Source organism: Halobacillus sp. SY10 (assembly GCF_045401165.1).
Classification (GTDB): domain Bacteria; phylum Bacillota; class Bacilli; order Bacillales; family Halobacillaceae; genus Halobacillus; species Halobacillus aidingensis.
The window spans coordinates 440001-459790 of sequence record NZ_CP174345.1 but is presented as its reverse complement, the minus strand read 5'-3'; the positions used below and the strand labels follow the sequence as shown (position 1 = coordinate 459790).

The 19790-nt window shown below is 41.5% G+C and carries 19 protein-coding genes (1 of these 19 only partly in view); 8 read left to right on the top strand and 11 right to left on the bottom strand.

Annotation, left to right across the window (positions count from 1 at the left end):
* The first annotated feature begins 37 nt into the window (after positions 1-37).
* Complete coding sequence (locus ACJA3J_RS02475; RefSeq protein WP_406945421.1) at positions 38-988, top strand: DMT family transporter; 951 nt, start codon at positions 38-40, stop codon at positions 986-988.
* 400 nt (positions 989-1388) lie between these two features.
* Here the strand turns inward: ACJA3J_RS02475 and ACJA3J_RS02470 are convergent, their stop codons facing one another.
* Both ACJA3J_RS02470 and xerA read right to left on the bottom strand, forming a co-directional pair.
* Positions 1389-1640 carry a hypothetical protein gene (locus ACJA3J_RS02470; protein WP_406945420.1) on the bottom strand — a complete coding sequence of 84 codons (252 nt, stop codon included), beginning with the start codon at positions 1638-1640 and terminating at the stop codon, positions 1389-1391.
* Positions 1641-1976: 336 nt separating this feature from the next.
* On the bottom strand, positions 1977-2819 hold the full coding sequence (xerA, locus tag ACJA3J_RS02465; protein ID WP_153464093.1) for a site-specific tyrosine recombinase/integron integrase: 843 nt from the start codon (positions 2817-2819) through the stop codon (positions 1977-1979).
* 174 nt (positions 2820-2993) lie between these two features.
* Here xerA and ACJA3J_RS02460 point away from each other — a divergent pair, with 174 nt between their 5' ends.
* Complete coding sequence (locus ACJA3J_RS02460; protein ID WP_237648673.1) at positions 2994-3494, top strand: ImmA/IrrE family metallo-endopeptidase; 501 nt, start codon at positions 2994-2996, stop codon at positions 3492-3494.
* A 27-nt stretch (positions 3495-3521) separates the two neighbouring features.
* Entirely contained in the window at positions 3522-4694 is a 1173-nt protein-coding gene (locus tag ACJA3J_RS02455) for a tyrosine-type recombinase/integrase (RefSeq protein WP_153464090.1), read from the top strand.
* Positions 4695-4783: 89 nt separating this feature from the next.
* Here ACJA3J_RS02455 and ACJA3J_RS02450 read toward each other — a convergent pair whose 3' ends face one another.
* Complete coding sequence (locus ACJA3J_RS02450; protein ID WP_406945419.1) at positions 4784-7567, bottom strand: TrlF family AAA-like ATPase; 2784 nt, start codon at positions 7565-7567, stop codon at positions 4784-4786.
* Between the two features lie 193 nt (positions 7568-7760).
* Here ACJA3J_RS02450 and ACJA3J_RS02445 point away from each other — a divergent pair, with 193 nt between their 5' ends.
* Positions 7761-8258, top strand: coding sequence for a hypothetical protein (locus tag ACJA3J_RS02445; protein WP_153464081.1), 498 nt, complete (start codon positions 7761-7763; stop codon positions 8256-8258).
* Positions 8259-8432: 174 nt separating this feature from the next.
* On the opposite strand, the gene groL is transcribed toward ACJA3J_RS02445, so the two are convergent.
* Both groL and groES read right to left on the bottom strand, forming a co-directional pair.
* Positions 8433-10067, bottom strand: a complete 1635-nt coding sequence (gene groL / locus ACJA3J_RS02440) for a chaperonin GroEL (RefSeq protein ID WP_089654973.1) — start codon at positions 10065-10067, stop codon at positions 8433-8435.
* Between the two features lie 57 nt (positions 10068-10124).
* The gene (groES, locus tag ACJA3J_RS02435; protein WP_089654972.1) at positions 10125-10409 is read right to left on the bottom strand and encodes a co-chaperone GroES; all 285 of its coding nucleotides are present in this window, start codon (positions 10407-10409) and stop codon (positions 10125-10127) included.
* 261 nt (positions 10410-10670) lie between these two features.
* On the opposite strand from groES, the gene ACJA3J_RS02430 reads away from it, so the two are divergent.
* Positions 10671-11387 carry a lysostaphin resistance A-like protein gene (locus tag ACJA3J_RS02430; RefSeq protein ID WP_406945418.1) on the top strand — a complete coding sequence of 239 codons (717 nt, stop codon included), beginning with the start codon at positions 10671-10673 and terminating at the stop codon, positions 11385-11387.
* A 1-nt stretch (position 11388) separates the two neighbouring features.
* A complete protein-coding gene (locus tag ACJA3J_RS02425) occupies positions 11389-11589 on the top strand; it encodes a YdiK family protein (protein ID WP_089654970.1) in 201 nt (66 codons plus the stop codon).
* Between the two features lie 42 nt (positions 11590-11631).
* Here the strand turns inward: ACJA3J_RS02425 and ACJA3J_RS02420 are convergent, their stop codons facing one another.
* A complete protein-coding gene (locus ACJA3J_RS02420) occupies positions 11632-13044 on the bottom strand; it encodes an MDR family MFS transporter (RefSeq protein WP_115824371.1) in 1413 nt (470 codons plus the stop codon).
* Between the two features lie 177 nt (positions 13045-13221).
* Between ACJA3J_RS02420 and ACJA3J_RS02415 the strand changes: the two genes are divergently transcribed.
* Entirely contained in the window at positions 13222-14043 is an 822-nt protein-coding gene (locus ACJA3J_RS02415; RefSeq protein WP_406945417.1) for an SDR family oxidoreductase, read from the top strand.
* A 37-nt stretch (positions 14044-14080) separates the two neighbouring features.
* On the opposite strand, the gene ACJA3J_RS02410 is transcribed toward ACJA3J_RS02415, so the two are convergent.
* The 3 genes from ACJA3J_RS02410 to moaC are packed head-to-tail and all read right to left on the bottom strand — an operon-like array spanning position 14081 to position 15853.
* Positions 14081-14635: a GNAT family N-acetyltransferase gene (locus tag ACJA3J_RS02410; protein WP_406945416.1), complete on the bottom strand. Its 555-nt coding sequence runs from the start codon at positions 14633-14635 to the stop codon at positions 14081-14083.
* Between the two features lie 60 nt (positions 14636-14695).
* Complete coding sequence (locus tag ACJA3J_RS02405) at positions 14696-15355, bottom strand: redox-sensing transcriptional repressor Rex (RefSeq protein ID WP_089654966.1); 660 nt, start codon at positions 15353-15355, stop codon at positions 14696-14698.
* A 15-nt stretch (positions 15356-15370) separates the two neighbouring features.
* The gene (moaC, locus tag ACJA3J_RS02400) at positions 15371-15853 is read right to left on the bottom strand and encodes a cyclic pyranopterin monophosphate synthase MoaC (RefSeq protein WP_406945415.1); all 483 of its coding nucleotides are present in this window, start codon (positions 15851-15853) and stop codon (positions 15371-15373) included.
* Positions 15854-16013: 160 nt separating this feature from the next.
* Here moaC and ACJA3J_RS02395 point away from each other — a divergent pair, with 160 nt between their 5' ends.
* On the top strand, positions 16014-17948 hold the full coding sequence (locus ACJA3J_RS02395; protein ID WP_406945414.1) for an ABC-F family ATP-binding cassette domain-containing protein: 1935 nt from the start codon (positions 16014-16016) through the stop codon (positions 17946-17948).
* Between the two features lie 460 nt (positions 17949-18408).
* On the opposite strand, the gene tsaD is transcribed toward ACJA3J_RS02395, so the two are convergent.
* Positions 18409-19440 carry a tRNA (adenosine(37)-N6)-threonylcarbamoyltransferase complex transferase subunit TsaD gene (gene tsaD, locus ACJA3J_RS02390; RefSeq protein ID WP_089654963.1) on the bottom strand — a complete coding sequence of 344 codons (1032 nt, stop codon included), beginning with the start codon at positions 19438-19440 and terminating at the stop codon, positions 18409-18411.
* Positions 19437-19790: the 3' portion of a ribosomal protein S18-alanine N-acetyltransferase gene (gene rimI, locus ACJA3J_RS02385; protein ID WP_089654962.1), read on the bottom strand. 90 nt of this gene lie beyond the right edge of the window; 354 of the gene's 444 nt are visible here — the last part of the coding sequence; its start codon lies off the right edge, out of view; it ends in the stop codon at positions 19437-19439. Before rimI ends, tsaD begins: the two co-directional genes overlap by 4 nt.

Here is a 19790-nt window from a genome sequence, read left to right as displayed (position 1 = left end):
CATAAAAAGGAAATCCGATAGATAAAGGAGGATTTAATTGCGACTAACTAAGAACTATGCAATGGTTGGAACTGCTTTTTTAATTGCTTCAGCGTTTTTAACTTCCGGAAGCAACGTTTACTATTCCAACAAAGTACAAGAAATAAGTCCCTTCTTCTTCACTTTTATTAGCTTTCTTATTACTGCATTCTTTTTTCTCGGAATACAACTGAAACAATCATCCCAATACATGAAAATAAATAAAAGCTTTCTTAAGGATATAGTTGGGATTAACCTTAGTACTGCAGGTGCATTCATGAGTTTTTATTTTGCCTTAAAATACATAGAACCTGCAATTGTAGGTGCAATTGAAATAGGAATTGGTCCAGTCTCTTCCTTAATCATTGTAAGGCTAATTTATGGTAGTAAAATGAATAAATTAGACCTCTGGATAGGATTGGGTGCCTTAATAGGCAGTCTATTTTTGATTATCAGTACATTACAGGGGAGTTCGGGAATTAAATTTGAATCTCTACCAGTCACACTTTTAGGGTTGTTCTCCTCTATACTGTGTGGATTCTGTGCAGCTTTAGCAGCTATTTTCTCCAAACGACTAAGTATTGCCCAATGGAGTTCCTCTAAAATACTTGCGCACAGATTTTATGCCATTGTTGGATTATCCCTCTTTCTATCAATTCAACAGGGTAATTTATTGCAACAATTATCTGCAAATTGGTTATGGATCCTGATTGTATCAATATTAGGCGTTACAATGCCCCTCTATTTTTTGCAGATGGGGATTCAATATTCTGATAGCTTTTTTGTCATGATGTCTCTTTCATTTATACCGGTGTTTACTTATGCTTTTCAGTTACTTGATCCCCGAATATCTATGTCTTACCATTCATTATTTGGTATATCGATTATCTTGTTATTTGCTTTATTTAGTGTCATGTTAAATAATTCTCGATACAAATTGATCCCCAAAGAAAAAAGGAAGGCAGTGTAATTTACTCTTCTTCCTTTTTTCTTTATTTTATATAAGCCCCTGTTATTATATAACTTGGCTTCGAGATATTTTGAACAGACAATAGCTAACGCACACGATAGTTTAAGAAAGAAGCTATTTATTTTCTGCTTTTTTTCCATAATGACTGATATGTTTTTCTCTTTCTTTCAAACCCTAAAGTGTATCCTAAAGGGACAGAAATATTGCAATTGGAATAAATACAATGGTACATAAAACAAATATTATTGCATCAGTTCTCAATAGAAATCCTCCGTTTATTTAGCTATTTTCTTAAACTAAACCACTCCGTTAGCTCAATAAGGGATAGCCACTGTGTAACTATCGCCCCTTGAAAGTTGAGGACTTGAATTTAAGGTATTTGAAGTGATTGACTACCCTACTATTTAAAAATTATGAAATACAAAGAAAGAGTTATTAATCCAGACCCTATAATTGCGAAAACTACCCTTAGTACCCACCAAGGTAATTCGGAGAGTATCTCCTTAGATAGAGTTCCCGCCCAATATTGATTCTCCCAATCCATTTTTTCATGTTCATTTTTATTGTATTTGTATGAAGCATATAACATTAAGAACCCTACAGATAAAATAAAAATAGGGCCCACAAATTTCCAAAAATCTTCTTGTGTCATATAGACAGTTCCCCCATTATACTATCCTATGCTTTTACATCTTTGAAGCTAAATATAGAGTGGTATCTAAACTCATTTATAGAAATCTCATTGTATCATTATCAATCTTTATACACGAAACTTTGTATAATTGATGTGGTGTTATTATATGTATTTGATTTCAATTATGGGGGCAATTATCTCGAAACTGAGTCTTCAACTAACCTGCCCTTTTCTTGAAGACTCAGTTTCGAGATAATCTTTCTAATGCTTAATAACAATTATTTCAAATTGACCCCTTCCCCACAAGCATTATTTACAAAAAATAGAAGCCGTGTCTTCTCACAGGAACGGCTCCTAAAAATATTTACTATAGAAATCCTGTCTTAACTTACCACTTAGTTGAGCATAAATTTTCGTTGTTTCACTTTTCTCATGCCCTAACAAGCTTTGGATAACTTCGATTGGCGCTCCATTATTAAGCAAATGGGTAGCGTAACTGTGCCTTAATTGATGAGGGTGTATTTCTTTATTAATGGCTGCGCGTATGGATATACGTTTAATAATATATCGGATGATCTCAATACTCATTCTCTTTTTAGGTCTTCTGTCTGTAATAAATAAACATTCATCATGATCCTTGCGTCCCTCTATATATTTCTGTAGCCATAGTGAACAACGAATACTGAAATAAACTTCTCTTTCTTTATCTCCTTTTCCTTTTACAATAACCGATCTTGCTGAGAAATTGATATCCTCCCTATTCAGGTTTACTACCTCTCCGATACGGCAACCAGTTGAATAAAAAAATTCGAAAAGTGCCCTTTCCAGGGAAGTTAAGCACGAGTCCCTTAGTTGCTCAATTTCCATCTCCGTTAGAAACTTAGGGATTCTCTTGCCAACTTTAGGTTCTTTTAATTTAATAGCTGGATTTTCATTAATAACACCCTCTTCATGTAGCCACTTGAAAAAAGATCGAAGGAAACGAACCTTGTTTCCAAGACTAGAGGGTTTTAGATGTCCGCCCACCTCAACCAAGTAACTCTTTAGCTGATCGATAGCCACCTCTTCTGTATCAACATCTCCAAAGTATTTCACCAACATATTGAATTGTAAGCAGTATGTTTTCAGTGTTAGTAGCGAGTAACCTTCAATCTTTTTATCGACATAATACTTTTCCCAAGCTTCTGTTAGGAACATTTTCTATCACTCTCCAAAACTATGAATCTTAACTTCATTATGGTTCTGGAGATAAATTCCTATACTTTAGTTTCTTTGCAGAATAAGTAATCCTAATCCCCCTTTAATTAATCCATTTTTTGTAATTATTTATTGAATAATAGAACACTTGTTCGTATAATGCTTATAAGGATGGTGATTAGTTTGAGGTTTCCTTGCTACACAACCACAATTTTAGAAGATCTTGTAACTCAGTGGTATAAAAATCACAATTTTAAAGAACCCACTGACTTAAGTGTTCATAACATTGGATATGAAAACCAAATCTTTGTTCAATGTAGACCGACTCAAGCTAGTTATATGAAAGTAGGGAAGTTTCAAGAAATTGTTTTAGATAGTCGCCTTCCCCAGATAAACCAACGAGAGCAATTCTTCCACGAGCTATGCCACGCATTGAGACATGCTGGAAGGCAGTTAATAATGCCTAAAGATTTTTATGATCTTCAAGAAAGAGATGCAAGGCACTTCACTCTTTATGCCTCGCTACCCTATCACATGATTAAAGAGTATACGTTGAATGATCCTGAAATCATTGATGTATGGTCTCGAGATTTTAAAATTCCGTTAGATATATGCCAAGAACGACTGGAAAAAATAAAGCGACGTCCTATTGTACCAGTCAAAACCATTTTATAACTTACAGTTTAGATAGGAGGTAATACTATGGCATATCTAAGAAAAAGAGGTAACAAGTGGTCCTATCAATTAGAATGGTTAGATCCAGTCACCGGAACAAGAAGAACAAAGTCTAAGGGTGGTTTCACAAGAAAATCAGACGCAAGAGTCGAAGCAGAGGAACTAGAAAAGGAGTTAAGAGAAGGTTCCTTTGTGGAAGAAAACAATATTACTCTTAACGAATTTGCTGATGAATGGCTTAATTTCTATGCTAAAAATTCTAAGGTTAGCTCGCATCGTGCACGTACTAAAGAATTGAAGCACTTCAGAAGATATTTTTCAAAAATGAAGTTATCTCATATTACAAGAAAACATTATCAAGCATTTCTTGATGACCTACACGAAAAAGGATACGCCCATAATACCCTGGATGGGATCCATACTACTGGCCGAATGTTATTTAAGAAGGCATTAGAATATAACCTTATTAAAACAAACCCAAGTGAATTCGCAAAAATCCCAAAGAAAATTGAAACGGTGGAGGAAATTGAGCAGAATGAAGAGGTAATAAAATTTTTAGAAAAGAATGAGCTGATAACTTTTTTAAAAACAGCTAAAGAAAAGGGATTAGATAGGGACTTTATTATGTTTCTCACCCTCGCTTATAGTGGCTTGCGTGTTGGAGAAATGCTGGCACTCAAATGGGCCGATGTGAACTTTGATAATGAAACTATCCGCATTACAAAAACCTATTACAACCCAAACAATAATACGAAGAATTTTCAGCTGCTCACGCCTAAAACAAAAGGATCTATACGGACGTTAAAAATGGACAAGCAAGTGATGAATGAGTTCAAGAAGCATTTAACTTACCAAAAAGAAATTAAAATGGCTCTTGGAGATCTGTACAATGATTTTGGATTTGTATTTGCAAAAGAGATTAATAATCCAGGTTATCCTGATTTTATAAAAACGGTTGAAAACCGTATGAGACGTCTGTTAAAGCTTAGTGAAATCGATAAGAATGTTACACCACATTCCTTTAGGCACACTCATACCTCTCTTTTAATTGAGGCAGGTGTAGGGACAAAGGAAATTCAGCAAAGATTGGGTCATGGAGATATAAATACAACTATGAACATCTATGCTCATATTACAAAAAACATGGAACAAAAGGCTTCAGATAAATTCAGTGAACTAATGAAAGGCGCATTGGATTAATTAAAACAGCCCGATCATTCACTAAAGAAGTATTTAGTATAATCGGGCTCTAATAAACTAAAATGTAAATAGGTAGATCAACTACAATTCTAAGAGTAGTATTTTTCTTGCCTTTTACGAAACGCTTCCTCTGATCCTTCCATGATATCTAAGATAGACTCTCTTACATCCTCGTTATCTATACCACCTTGGTTTCTAACCATACCGTTCCCCATCTCTGTCCTCAATGCATAAACTAACTCTGCGTCTCCATTTACTGGTAAGTTTGCATTATGAGATGTCACAATTACTTGTCTATTATTTTTAATATTTCTAATCAGTGGAACAAGTTGGTTATAAATAAAATCTGAGTCCAATTCATCCTCTGGTTGATCAATGATAATCGGACTAGTTCCTTCGGTAAACAATAGTGTCAATATTGCAGTGTTTTTCTGACCATCAGACAAACCATTATCTAATAATGAACCAGCTCTGGAACCATCATCTCTAAATAAAGTAATGTCGATTTCGTCATTAATTCGTTGTATCATTAATTCATCCCAGATTTGAGCATTGCTCAACAACTCGACCAACTGGTCATAGTGTTCTTGTAGCTCAGATGGAACTTTATCTTTATTCTCAACCCATTGCAACAATAACTCCCATGGGGTAGAAAACGATTCCTCTTTCAAGAATTTAGCAAACAAAGCACCTCCTATTTCCTCCCAGTTCCTTCCCAATCTTGTGTTTCTTTTTACCTTAATATTGTTCCAATGTCTTAAGAAGCTTGTTTCGTCCCCCATATGGTTAATTTCAACTTTAATAAAAGGTTCGTTATTGGCTTCTATTCTCGGTATCGCACCACGTTCAATTAATGAGTGAATTTTTTCAATTCTTTCTTTCGTCTCCTGATTCCATACCTGATATAACGTTTCAAATAGTTCTTCAAGTTTTTCCACACTTTTTTGCAGCTCACTTATTTCTATTTCTAGCTCTTCTAGCTGTTTTTCCTTTTTATTTTTCTGTACATTAACATCTTTTAAAATTTCTAGTTCTTCAGGTTTTAAGCCCTCACGTTCACACGCCTTTAGAAATTCAGCTTCTGATTCTTCGAAACTATTATGGACCATTCCCCACCATTTATCATTCTCTATTGTTAGCATAGCTATTTTTTCTTTGTATTTTTGAAGAGCTCCCTTTACTTCTCTAGCAAGGTCCCCATTAGCTTGCTGTACACCAACATTTAATTCGTTAAAAAAGTCTTTATTACTCCAACTTTTGTCTTCTAAATTTACTAACTCGTAACCTTTTATGACAGAATTCACTTTTTCATCCCACTCTAATACTATCTCTTCTGTATCTGAAAGTATTGTTTCTAAATATTTTTTTGCTTCTTGATTTGCTAACCTCTTTTCATTTTCTTTCTTAACTGCAACAAATGAATCCCAACGGCGTTGTAATTCATTAATTTCTTGATTTAGACTTCTTCTCTCACTAATTTTTCTATAAAGTTTATTCTTTTCATGTTGATATGAGCGAATATCTTCTTTTATTGAGCTTTCTTGTTGCTTCAGAGCATCTATGCTAGCTCCTGTAATTTGATCGATTATACGTAAGAGGTTTTGAGTGTCATTTGCAATATTTGAAATTTCTCTTTGACTATATATTTGAACACCTAATTTTTTAAAGATTGTTTCTGGATCATCAATATCTTCTTCTCTACTTATAATCTTACTTTCACCATCTGACATATCATGTTTAAAGGTATCTGAACCACTTATGTCTCTCCATGTCAATTGTAATTTTGATTCTGGACCTAAAGTATTTCTTATTCTATCTAAATTTTCAATATTATCTCTTTCAATTTTATAGTTAGCGCACAGTCTTATGTACTCAAGTATGGAGGATTTACCGGCCCCTCTACCACCTATAATGCAATTAAAATTTGGCGAAAAATTAATAGTTTGGTTTTCGAGAAAAGCTACATTTTCAATTTGTAATGATTCAATTCTTCCATAACGTATATCCTCCGAAGGATTTGGGTCTTGTAAAAGAATTCTAGATTGGTGATCCTTTAAGGCTTGTCTTAAAGCTTCTATTGTATTCTCTGACATACGAATCCATGAGTGTCGTTTTCCAATATAGCCCTTTCCACTCTCAGTTAGGCTGTAACAATCTGAGGACATCACAGTAGCTATGGGGTTTTCCCTCCTCCAATCTGGATGACAATCGGATCCAGATAATAATAACCTTTGCCACCCTTTTGAAAGTGAACTTATAGGGCCTGGCACTTCAATGGCCAGTAATCGATTATCTGTTAGCATATACTTCTGAAAATGCTCTGATAAAAAACGGTCGTTCAACATACCACTCTCTGATAAAGGATGAGCAGCAATTACAATACCTTGATAAGTAGGATCTTCCTGAACTGCATTAATCACTTGGTCAAATGTACATGGAGAAGGTAAGATTTTTCCATCATTTGTCCTCCCAGTATAATGGAGACCAAGTGCTGTCACTTTATCATCAATAAATCTTAACGGGGTGGATGGCCCATAAAGACAAAGTAAATGAACACCATTCCCTTGAGAGATTTCAATTTCAAATCCTGGGAAGATAACTAGAGGGTCCCTTCCAACTTCTTCTGCAATCATTCTATTACGAGAAATCAAACCTTCTAAAAACCGCATTCCTATAAAATTATGATCAGTTATACCTATCACATCTAATTCTACTTCGTGACATCGCTTTAAGTACATATCTACTGATTCATTCAGCTCTTCATCAGTACAATTTCCATTTATGAAACTTGGGTCTTTTCTCAGCCAATTTAAATGATCCCCAGGAGTCTGCATTTGCAAGTCACATTTATACCAGTTCATCCCCTTATACATAACAACTCTCCTTAATTATATGAAATTCACTATACGTATCCAGCAACTAACTTTTACCTTAAGTAAAATTATACTAATTAAACCTAATTACTACAATTAATCCATTATTATCTAATTAAAATGAATTTAGGTTCTATCTTCGTCGTATATATAATATATATTTAAGTGATTGCCTTTTAGAGGAGGATATAAATTGGAAAAAAAATTATTAATTGCTGTATTAGGTCATCGAAACTCAGGAAAGTCGGAAACATGGAAAAAATTATTTAATGACCAAAATATTAGAACTGCTCAAAAATCAGAAAGAAAGCTTTGCGTAGGACCTAGCGGTGAACGCACCGGGGTATTCTTAATAAATGGCTCTCCCCAAGAGCGTGGAAAATCAGTTGAAGAAATTATTCAAGTCAACTACAGCCCTAAAATTGTTCTATGTTCTATCCAATTTAAAAAAGATGCTTTGAACACCTTAAAATACTTTCAAGATAATGAATATTCCATCTATCTACATTGGCTTAATCCTGGATTTAAAGACCCTTACGAATATATTGATTCTGAAAACATAATACATGAAATTCTAAACATGAAAGCTTTAGTAGGTAAAAGGGATGGAAAATGCAACGCCGAAGGTAGAGTTAAAGAAATAAGAAATTATATTTATAGTTGGGCTAGAACAAATGGTTGCTTAGAATAAATCATTTGCGAATGAACACATAAATAAATAGAAGAATAAAGCCTCCCTAGAGTTTTATAACTCTAGGGAGGCTTATATGATTTAAACTTAATTTCATAGAAATCCAGTCAAAATCCAGTCAATATTCATTTATAGGGTATCAAATCCCTGTGTAGCAAAGGGTTTGAGGACAGCTTACATCATTCCACCCATTCCGCCCATGCCACCCATGTCAGGCATACCGCCGCCTGCATTATCTTCTTCTGGGTGATCCGCTACAACCGCTTCAGTAGTCAAGAACATTGCGGCTACGGAAGCTGCGTTTTGAAGCGCAGAACGTGTAACTTTTGTTGGGTCAACGATTCCTTGTTCAACCATATTCACCCATTCGCCTGTTGCAGCGTTGAAGCCTACGCCTACTTCTTCAGCTTTCAGACGCTCAACGATGATAGATCCTTCAAGACCTGCGTTGTGAACGATTTGGCGCACTGGCTCTTCAAGTGCACGTAGAACGATGCTTGCACCAGTTGCTTCGTCGTCTACAAGGCCAAGGCCTTCCACAGAGTTAATGATGTTTACAAGGGCTGTACCACCACCGGCAACGATTCCTTCTTCTACTGCTGCTCGCGTAGAGTTCAGGGCGTCTTCGATGCGTAGTTTACGCTCTTTCAATTCTGTTTCTGTTGCCGCACCGACTTTGATGACAGCTACGCCGCCAGAAAGTTTTGCAAGGCGCTCTTGTAGTTTTTCTTTATCGAATTCAGAAGTTGTTTCTTCTGCTTGTGCGCGGATTTGAGCAACACGGGAAGAGATCTGCTCAGGGTTTCCTGCACCTTCGACGATTGTCGTGTTTTCTTTTGTGATGACTGCTTTAGACGCGCGTCCAAGCTGGTCAATTGTTGTATTCTTCAATTCTAGCCCAAGATCTTCTGTGATTACTTGGCCACCTGTAAGTGTTGCGATATCTTCAAGCATCGCTTTACGACGGTCACCGAATCCAGGAGCCTTAACAGCTACAGCGTTGAATGTACCGCGAAGTTTGTTCACAACAAGTGTTGCAAGCGCTTCGCCTTCAACATCTTCAGAGATCAATAGAAGTGGCTTGGATTGTTGAACCACTTGCTCAAGTACAGGAAGAACTTCCTGGATGTTGTTGATCTTCTTATCTGTAATTAGAATGTAAGGATCTTCAAGAACCGCTTCCATCTTATCCTGGTCTGTGACCATGTAAGGAGAAGCATAGCCGCGGTCGAACTGCATACCTTCAACCACTTCTAGTTCTGTGTTGAAACCTTTAGATTCTTCAATCGTGATTACACCGTCGTTACCTACGCGCTCCATTGCTTCAGCAATCAACTGGCCGACTTCATTGTCAGCAGCAGAGATGCTTGCCACTTGTGCGATTGAATCGCGGCCTTCGATCGGCTTGGAGATTTTGCGAAGCTCTTCTGTTGCTACGGCTGTCGCTTTCTCGATTCCTTTACGGATACCTACTGGGTTTGCACCGGACGTTACGTTTTTAAGACCTTCACGGATCATCGCTTGTGCAAGGACCGTTGCAGTAGTCGTACCGTCACCAGCGACATCGTTTGTTTTAGAAGCTACTTCAGAAACGAGTTGTGCACCCATGTTTTCGAAGTGGTCTTCGAGTTCGATTTCTTTAGCGATTGTCACACCATCGTTTGTGATGAGTGGAGAACCGAATTTCTTATCTAATACGACGTTACGTCCTTTTGGTCCAAGTGTAACTTTAACAGCATTTGCTAATGTATCTACACCACGCAGCATAGAGCGGCGCGCGTCTTCACTAAATTTGATTTCTTTAGCCATTTAAAATGCCCTCCTCATTAAAATCGTATCTCTTAAGTATTTTTATAGAAAAAGTGACTACTGGATAACAGCTAGTACATCAGATTCGCGCAGAATCAAGTATTCGCTGCCTTCATACTTTACTTCTGTACCTGCGAATTTAGAATAGATCACGCGGTCGCCTTGTGCGACTTCCAGTGCTACTTTTTCACCGTTGTCTGTGATGCGGCCTGTGCCGACAGCAACAACTTTACCTTCTAGTGGCTTTTCTTTCGCAGAGTCAGGAAGTACGATTCCGCTCGCAGTAGTTTGTTCTTCTTCAACTAGTTCAATAACAATACGATCACCAAGTGGCTTTAACAATTAGGACACCCTCCTTGATATGGTTGTTCAAATTTTTGTCGGTTATTAGCACTCGTCGATGATGAGTGCTAACACAATTATTATAATAAGCAATTCGCTATCGTTTTTCAAGTAGAAACTATAGAAATTTTGCACTTCTTTTTCGACAAAATTCTTACACTGACCCTTATTCCTTACGTCTGGTTTTGAAACTGTGATAGAATACATAAAGTATGTATATTGAAGCAATTAAAAGGGATTTATAAAAGGAGTCGTGCCTTTATGCCGAAACATTATTGGTACATTATCGTTACCTATCTCATCGCACAGATTTCTGCGATTCCAGCTGTCTGGTTAATTGTACAGGCGTTGGAAATTTCACGTTTTGATGCGATTGCCATATGGTCTGTGTTCAGCTTTACCATCGCGACCATCATCATCCTTCTCCTGCTCCGGCGGAATCCACAGGATGCTTTAGCCCGGAGCGAGGATAAAGCAGGACCGGGAAAAGTCGTGCTCTGGTCGATCGCCGGTGTCTTTTTAGCTTTGTTCGCCCAGGCCATCGCCGCGACCATTGAACGTGAATTGTTCGGGGTATCACCGGGATCTGAGAATACGATGGGATTGATGGAAATCGCACGTGAATCGCCGCTGTTCATTCTCCTTCCTGTCGTGTTTGCACCGATCACGGAAGAGATTATTTTCCGTAAGATCATTTTCGGTACGATTTATAAGCGGACGAACTTCTGGCTGGCCGTGCTCGTATCCGCTCTCTTCTTTGGAGCATTCCATTTCGATTTCAGCCATATGTTAGTGTACTTCTCCATGGGAGTCGTCTTCGCCTTCCTATATGTCAAAACAAAACGAATTATTACACCAATCGTGGCTCATATGGCGATGAACTCGTTTGTTGTCGTTTCACAGTATTTCCTCACCGAAGAGGATATCCGCCGCATGCAGGAACAGCTGGAGACCATCTTTATTGGAGGCTTTTTATAATATGAGAACATCACCCTTATTCATGGCTTTTCTTTACATGATGATGGGCGTAGCATTCACCTACATCGCCGCACAGTCGGCAGAAGAGACGGTGTGGAATGCGATGACCATCATCCTGGCCATTGTCGCGACATTCAACATTGCCGTAGCGATTCGGCTTTTCAATCTACACAACAAGATTAAGAATGCAAAAAAGAAATAATGTCGCAAAAAAGCAGGTCCACGAGTGTGGGCCTGCTTTTTTCTATGCTTCCTGTTCCTCTTTGTCATCCTGTACACCTTTCAATATGAACGAAAACGGAATCGCGATGATCAGCACGATTGCAGATACGAGAAACGCTTCATTAAGCGTCTGCAGGGTGGCTGCCTGCATATCGATATCCGGGTTCGCCGACACTTGAGCCCGCCTCACTTCATAATAAATGGAGAAAAAGACAATACCGAGCGAAGAAGAGATCTGCCGGATGATGTTGTTCATCGCAGACCCTTGAGCAACCAAATGTTCCGGAATGCTGTTCATGCCTGATGTCGTCGCCGGCATGTTCCCCATTCCCATCCCAAGGCCTCTCACCGTATTCAACAAGAGAATCAGCCAGTATGGTGTTGACAGCTGTAAAAAGCTTAAGCCCAAGGTTGCGAGCGCCATGATCGTAAGGCCCGGTGGCACGACGTATTTCGGTCCTTTTTTATCAAGGATGCGTCCACCGATGGACATGAACACCCCACTCGCAGCGGCTGCCGGCAGGAACAACAGTCCAGTCATCACTTCGTTCAGCCCGTACACATTTTGAATCAGCAATGGCAGCAAGAATATCCCTGAAAACAAGCCGATGGATGCGGCTGAAGTGACGACGATTGAAACGGAATAGGTCGGCACTTTGAAAACGGACAAGTTCAGCAGTGGATCCTCCTGGCGGTTTTCGTAAAAGACGAAAAGGACGATGGCGATCAATCCACCTACGATCAATGCAATGTTCAAAGGGTCGAACAACGTTTCAAGCGTCCGGCCCCTCCCCAGGGCAAACAGCACTGAGCCGATGCCGGTCGCTATGATCAGAAAGCCGACCAGATCAAACCGCTTCGTCGGATCGGTTTCGGTACGCTCAAGAAATTTCGAAGATAAAATGAGTCCAGTCAATCCGAATGGAATGTTGAAGGCGAACAACCACGGCCAGTCAAAATATTGAATCAGAAAACCACCGATGGTTGGTCCAATGGCTGGTGCGACCATGGCGGCAACGCCGTACACGCCGACCGCAAGTCCCCGTTCATAACGGGGAAACGAATTAAAGATGAGCGCCATGGCGATCGGCATCATCAATCCGCCAGCCATGCCCTGAATCGCCCGGGATAAGATAACCATACCGAGCGTCGATGAAAAGAATCCGAGTGTGGAACCTGCAAGGAAAATACAGAGCCCGACGAGGTACACTTTCTTTTTCCCGAACCGGTCACCGAAATAGCCGGTAAGCGGCATCGTCATCCCCATCGATACCATGAAGATCGTCAAAATCCATCCTACCGCTACGGCATCGGATTCAAAAATCTCGATGAACCGCGGCAGAATAGGGTTCAGCATACTATTGTTCAAAATGACCGTGAACGTCCCGAACAGGACAGACACGACCACGAGCCATTTATGAGGCAGTTTACTCAATCGTCTCACCCGCTTTCTTTCGATACGCGAACTAGTATTTACTATACCACCTCCGCTGTTCCTTAACCATGATTCCGCACGTTTCGACTGTAAGCGCCTTCTGTGCTGACAAAGGTTTACAACGATTATAGAAGGGGGTAAGAGTCATAGCAACGAACAAAAGGAGGTTCTTTTTATATGGGACGTTTAGATAATAAAATCGCGGTCGTTACCGGTTCCGCGACAGGGATCGGTGCGGCGACCGTCAAACGATTCGCAAGTGAAGGTGCAACGGTCGTTTGCGGGGATATTAATGTAGAAGAAGTACAAAAAACCGTGGATGAAGTAAAGAACGAAGGTGGAAAAGCAGAAGCTGTCGAGCTTGATGTTTCTGAGGTGGATAGTGTCCAGCAGTTCGCCAATTACGTAAAAGAACATTACGGGAAGGTCGACATCCTATTCAACAATGCGGGCGTCGATCAGGAAGGCGGAAAGGTCCACGAATATCCTGTGGAACTCTTTGATAAAATCATTGCCGTCGATTTGAGAGGTACGTTCTTGACGAGCAAGTACATCCTCCCGCTCATGCTTGAAAATGGAGGATCTGTCATCAATACATCATCCATGTCCGGCCAGGCCGCAGATCTCGACCGCTCCGGATACAATGCAGCCAAGGGCGGCATCACCAACTTTACAAGAGCGATGGCGATCGACTATGCGCGTGAAGGCGTCCGTGTCAACTCGATTTCTCCAGGAACCATCGAAACTCCGCTCGTTCAGGAACTTGCAGGGTCCAAGCAGGAAGAAGAAGGCCGGGAGTTCCGTGAAGCGAATAAATGGGTCACTCCGATGGGACGTCTGGGACGTCCGGAAGAAATGGCAAACGTCGCCCTGTTCCTTGCTTCTGATGAGAGTTCGTATGTGACAGGTGAAGATATCACCGCTGACGGCGGCATCATGGCCTACACGTGGCCGGGCAAGATGCTCATGGACAAAAGCTGGAAAGAAAATACCGAATAACATAAAAAGAAGCTCAGCGTCAGGCTGAGCTTCTTTTTTATTCTGCATTTTTATAATAAATCAAGTTGTCCGTCCATTCCCCAAACTCATGGATGAACCCTTTCCGGGTGCATTCATACTCAAGGCCGATACCCTCTGCCATCTTGATGGAAGGCGCATTATCCAAATTGATATGGGCCTCGACCCTGTGGTAATTCAATTGATCAAAAGCAATCCTTAACGCTTCAGCAACCGCTTCCTTGCCATAACCCTTCTCCCAATGCTGATTATGCAGCGCATACCCGATTCTTCCCCACTGGAAATCATATCTTACTAAGGTAGAAAAATCGATCATCCCCACATGGGTACGGTCTTCTTTCAAAAAAACACCGAAGACATAGGCGGTATCGTTCATCGCCAACTGCTGATGTTTCTCCACGAGCTCATCAAACCACTCTTCCGTACAAACACTCATATCAAGACGGCCTTCATCATGACGGCGCTTTGACGGAAAACGCCCCTCATATCCTTGAAGCCAGCTTTCATAATCGCTTTTCTCAAGCGGTCTAATGACCAATCTTTCTGTTTCTGAACCAAACGTTAACGTTTCCAAATCCTTTCCTCCTAAAAAAAGAGTGAGAAATCAAAATGATTTCACACCCGTTTGTCTTTCTTATTGTTCTTCCTCTGCTTCCTCTTCGTTCAGTGGGTAATGCTTCAGGAAATAGACGAGAGCCTGCAGTTCGATGGCAAGGTCGATATGATGGACCCTGACATTCGAGGGCACGCTGATCCTCGCTGGTGTAAAGTTAAGAATCCCTGAAATCCCAGCTTTTACAAGCCTGTCCGCAATCCCTTGAGCGGCAGAGGATGGAACCGTGAGAATGGCAACAGAAATGTCGCCGAGCTTTTCTTCTAAATCGTCAATGTGCTCGACACCGACGCCACCGACCTCAGAACCGACTCTCTCCTCGTTCGCATCGAAGGCGATTTCGATTTTCGTATTGTTGTTTTTCGTGAAGTTGTAGTTCAAAAATGCCGTCCCCAAATTCCCGACACCGATCAACGCGACACGTGTCGTTTCATCCTGATCGAGCGTTTTTCTGAAAAAGGAAAGCAAATACTCGACGTTGTAGCCGTACCCTTTTTTGCCGAGTGCTCCGAAATAGGAAAAATCGCGGCGGATCGTCGCTGAATCGACTTTGACCGCATCGCTCAGTTCCTTCGAAGACACACGCAGTTTGCCCTGGGTATGGAGGTTGTTCAAAAAGCGATAATAGAGCGGCAGCCGCTTCGCTGTCGCCTGTGGAATCTTCGTTTGTTCGATATCCATTAGCACCGGACTCCTTTACCTGTTTCTCGTATAGTCGCCGTTTTTCCCGCCTGTCTTTTCTTTCAAATAGGTCGGGCCGATGACCATTCCTTTATCTAACGCTTTGCACATATCGTAAACCGTGAGGGCTGTGGCTGAAGCGGCCGTTAGCGCTTCCATTTCCACCCCTGTGCTTCCCTTCGTCTTGACAGAAATCTCGATGTTTAATGTCGGCTGGTCTTCTGTTTCCCAATCGAAGGACACATCGATGCCTTTTAATGACAACGGATGGCACATCGGAATCCAGTCAGATGTCTTTTTCGCTGCCATAATCCCTGCGACCTGGGCCACAGAAAGCACATCCCCTTTTCCAATCTCATGGTTCGTGATTTTATGATAAACCTCTTCATTCACTTGTACACTCGTTGCTGCGACGGCCGTCCGCACGGAATCGTTTTTGTCTGAAATATCCACCATACGGGCGCGGCCCTGGTCATTAAAATGACTGAACTCCGCCATTTTCTTCTACCCCTTTTTGTTAACAGTACTGATTGAAACACTACTCTTATTCTACCAAAAAATCAAACGTTAGTCGTTAAAGATTTCACATACTTGGAGACCATTGTGTTGCTAGGGGGCTCGCCTATGAGATACACTGATTTTATTGAGGTGAAACGACATGATTCTCATGCAATTGAACCAATTGACGAAGCGTTTCGGCGCCGAGTTGATTTTATCGAATATCAAATTGGAAGTGCAGATGAACGACCGGATCGCCATCGTCGGTCGGAACGGAGCAGGAAAATCAACCTTGCTCAAAATGATGGCTGGTGAAATGAGCCACGATGAAGGAAATATTTTCAAACCGAAAGAAACAACAATGGGCTACCTGGCCCAAAATACAGGGCTGCAGTCTGAGGAGACCATTTGGAACGAGATGGAGAAGGTGTTCACCCATCTGAAGGACTTGGAAAAAGAACTCCGCTCCATGGAAGTGCAAATGGCGGACCCAGACTTGCTCGACGATCAAAAACGTTACCAGCAGCTGTTGGCGGATTACGACCGCAAACAGGAATACTTCAAGACGGCTGGCGGCTACCAGTATGAAGCAGATATCCGCGGCGTGTTGAACGGGTTGAATTTCAAAAACTTCAGCTGGGATACACCGATCAACTCCTTGAGCGGCGGGCAGAAAACACGCCTGGCACTCGGAAAGCTTTTGCTCACAAGTCCTGATGTCCTCATCCTCGATGAGCCGACGAACCATTTGGACATCGATACCCTGAGCTGGCTTGAAGGGTACTTGCAAGGCTATCAAGGAGCGGTCGTCATCGTCTCCCACGACCGGTACTTCCTGGACAAGATCGTCAATACCGTGTATGAAATCGCGTTTCAATCATCCAAGCGATACCATGGCAACTACAGCGATTATTTGCAAAAGAAAGAAGCGGACTATGAGCAGGAACTCAAACGCTTTGAGAAGCAGCAGGAAGAAATTAAACGGATGGAAGATTTCATTCAGAAAAACATCGTCCGCGCGACGACAAGTAAGCGGGCACAAAGCCGCCGCAAGCAGCTGGAGAAAATGGACAAGCTCGAAAAGCCGAAGGACGACAACCAATCGGCGAAGTTCAGTTTCCAGACAGCAAAACGAAGCGGGAACGATGTGCTGAAGCTGCGCAACTATGCGTTTCGTTACGATGACAGCGACGATTACCTTTTCGACAATGTATCCCTTGATTTGAATCGTGGCGACGCTGTTGCGCTCGTCGGACCCAACGGGGTTGGAAAGACAACGTTATTGAGAACACTCATCGGAGATTTGGAACAGTCGAAAGGTGAAAAGTTAATCGGAACGAATGTGCAGATCGGTTATTACGATCAGGAACAGACGAAGCTGAACTCAAAGAAAACCGTCTTGAACGAACTTTGGGACGAATATCCGATGAAAAACGAAAAAGATATCCGCACCATCCTCGGTAACTTCCTTTTTTCAGGAGAAGATGTGCTGAAGCCTGTCTCAGCGCTGAGTGGTGGCGAAAAAGCGAGACTTTCTTTAGCGAAACTGATGATGCAGGAAGCGAACTTCTTGATTCTCGACGAGCCGACCAACCACCTCGATCTCGACAGTAAAGAAGTGTTGGAAGCAGCGCTTGTGGACTATCCAGGTACCCTCTTGTTCGTTTCCCACGACCGTTACTTTATCAACAAGATCGCGACACAGGTTGTGGAAATGAATCCTGAGGAAACACGACTGTTTCTTGGGGATTATGACTACTATGTAGATAAGAAACAGGAAGAATACGAGTTGCAACAAATCGAAGAAGCAGAACGACTTCAAAACGAACCAAAACAGCAGGAAGTGCAGCAGAAGAACAGCTTTGAAGAAGACAAAGCGGCAAAGCGTGAAGAACGAAAGAAAAACCGCCGCATTGCTGAGATTGAAGAAGAAATTGAACAGTTGGAAGCGAGACTCGAAGAAAACGAAGAGCTCCTCTGTGACCCGGACATCTATCAGGACCACGAAAGATCACTCGAGATCACAGAAGACAACACCCAGCTCCAAACCAAACTAGAAGCCCTCATGGAAGAATGGGAAACCCTCCATGACTGATACTGAAAGAAACAGGTGTACCAGGTCGTCCAGAATATGGATGACCTGGTACACCATTTTTTTCCAAACAGATAGTGTTAGAACGATATTCCGCTTTGAATGAACGGAAGTAAAGGTTGATTAATATCTACTTTTAATGATGAACCTAACGCAAATGCATAAGCGTGTATGAATGATGATTCAGTATCCACATAGTTTTCAACAGTCGAATAGCTTTATTAACAGTTTTCAACAAGGTTATACACATTATCCACAAAAATAATGATATTTATCCACAGAATTGGTACCGTTTTCTTTACTATTTCTACTTATCCACTAATGAATTGTCCACTGTATGTTTATACACATGTGGATAATTCATTTTCTTAATCCATCCTCACACTTATACACACTCCCGTTAATAAAAGGGAAAAGCCCTCCTTATCTATAAAAGAGAGCTTTAATCGTTCTTGTTACGACCTTATTTTTTTCGTCCACCAAAGAGTTCAAGATCCAGCCCTGGATTGGCATTCAAGTCCCATCCAGCCCGGTGTCCCTGATTGTACGCAACAGCTCCAGCTGCAGCAATCATCGCGGCATTATCTGTGCACAAATGAAGCGGTGGAATGAGCAATTCTGTTTCGCTGCCTTCAAACTTCTCCTGAAGCGCAGCTCTCAGTCCCTTATTGGCAGCGACACCCCCCGCCACAATCATTTGTTTCACACCATACTCCTCAGCAGCTCGTAAAGCTTTTGTGGATAGCACGTCCACAACACTTGCCTGAAAGCTTGCGGCTACATCCTCAGGTTTCAAATGTTCATCCCGCTGCTTCGCTTTGTGAAGACGGTTGATCACTGCTGACTTCAATCCGCTGAAACTGAAATCATAGGATCCATCTTCAAGCCAGGCACGAGGAAAATCGATTGTTTCTTCCCCTTCTTGAGCGAGACGGTCAATTTGAGGACCTCCTGGATATGGAAGCTTCAGCGTCCGTGCTACTTTGTCATACGCTTCCCCTGCGGCATCATCCCGCGTTTCACCGATAATTTCAAAGGATCCATGTTCACGCATCAACACAAGCTCCGTGTGCCCGCCGGAAACGACGAGAGAAAGGAGCGGAAATTCAAATTCCTTTTCCAAACGGTTCGCATAGATGTGACCGGCAATATGATGCACGCCTACGAGCGGCTTTTGTTTTGCAAAAGCGATCGATTTCGCTGCATTAACACCGACAAGAAGGGCGCCGACCAGTCCAGGTCCCTCCGTCACGGCAATGGCATCCATATCGTCTAGTGTCATCCCCGCGTCTTCCAGGGCTTCTTCAAGTGTAATGGTCATCTGTTCGATATGGTGTCTGGAGGCAATTTCCGGTACCACCCCTCCGAAACGCTTATGACTTTCAATTTGAGAGGCGACGATGTTCGTAACCAATTCTGTTTCGTTTCTTACAATTGCCACGGCCGTTTCATCACAACTCGTTTCAATCGCTAAAATGTATTGATCTTCCTTCATTTTAATCCCACCCACATCACTAACGCATCTTCACCGTTGTCCGAGTAATACCTTTTGCGGATGCCTCCAGGTACCATGCCGAACTTCCGGTACATATGCTGCGCGGCTGTATTTGAAACTCTCACTTCAAGCGATAGCTGGATCGCTCCATGCTTGATCGCTTCGTTACACGTATGGCGGAACAATCGCTCTCCATACTTATTTCCTCTATGGTCCGGATGAATGGCGATATTCGTGACATGCGCCTCATCAATGATCAACCACAGACCACAGTATCCAATGATTTCGTCTGCTTTTTCTACGACATAATAATGCGCATAAGGGTTGTCTTCCATCTCTTTTTTAAAGGT

What these genes read in the sequence shown, in the direction of transcription:
- ACJA3J_RS02470 (WP_406945420.1), bottom strand. Translation starts at nt 1,640, where the DNA reads ATGACACAAGAAGATTTTTGGAAATTTGTGGGCCCTATTTTTATTTTA.
- xerA (WP_153464093.1), bottom strand. Translation starts at nt 2,819, where the DNA reads ATGTTCCTAACAGAAGCTTGGGAAAAGTATTATGTCGATAAAAAGATT.
- ACJA3J_RS02455 (WP_153464090.1), top strand. Translation starts at nt 3,522, where the DNA reads ATGGCATATCTAAGAAAAAGAGGTAACAAGTGGTCCTATCAATTAGAA.
- ACJA3J_RS02450 (WP_406945419.1), bottom strand. Translation starts at nt 7,567, where the DNA reads ATGTATAAGGGGATGAACTGGTATAAATGTGACTTGCAAATGCAGACT.
- groL (WP_089654973.1), bottom strand. Translation starts at nt 10,067, where the DNA reads ATGGCTAAAGAAATCAAATTTAGTGAAGACGCGCGCCGCTCTATGCTG.
- ACJA3J_RS02430 (WP_406945418.1), top strand. Translation starts at nt 10,671, where the DNA reads ATGCCGAAACATTATTGGTACATTATCGTTACCTATCTCATCGCACAG.
- ACJA3J_RS02425 (WP_089654970.1), top strand. Translation starts at nt 11,389, where the DNA reads ATGAGAACATCACCCTTATTCATGGCTTTTCTTTACATGATGATGGGC.
- ACJA3J_RS02415 (WP_406945417.1), top strand. Translation starts at nt 13,222, where the DNA reads ATGGGACGTTTAGATAATAAAATCGCGGTCGTTACCGGTTCCGCGACA.
- ACJA3J_RS02405 (WP_089654966.1), bottom strand. Translation starts at nt 15,355, where the DNA reads ATGGATATCGAACAAACGAAGATTCCACAGGCGACAGCGAAGCGGCTG.
- moaC (WP_406945415.1), bottom strand. Translation starts at nt 15,853, where the DNA reads ATGGCGGAGTTCAGTCATTTTAATGACCAGGGCCGCGCCCGTATGGTG.
- ACJA3J_RS02395 (WP_406945414.1), top strand. Translation starts at nt 16,014, where the DNA reads ATGATTCTCATGCAATTGAACCAATTGACGAAGCGTTTCGGCGCCGAG.
- tsaD (WP_089654963.1), bottom strand. Translation starts at nt 19,440, where the DNA reads ATGAAGGAAGATCAATACATTTTAGCGATTGAAACGAGTTGTGATGAA.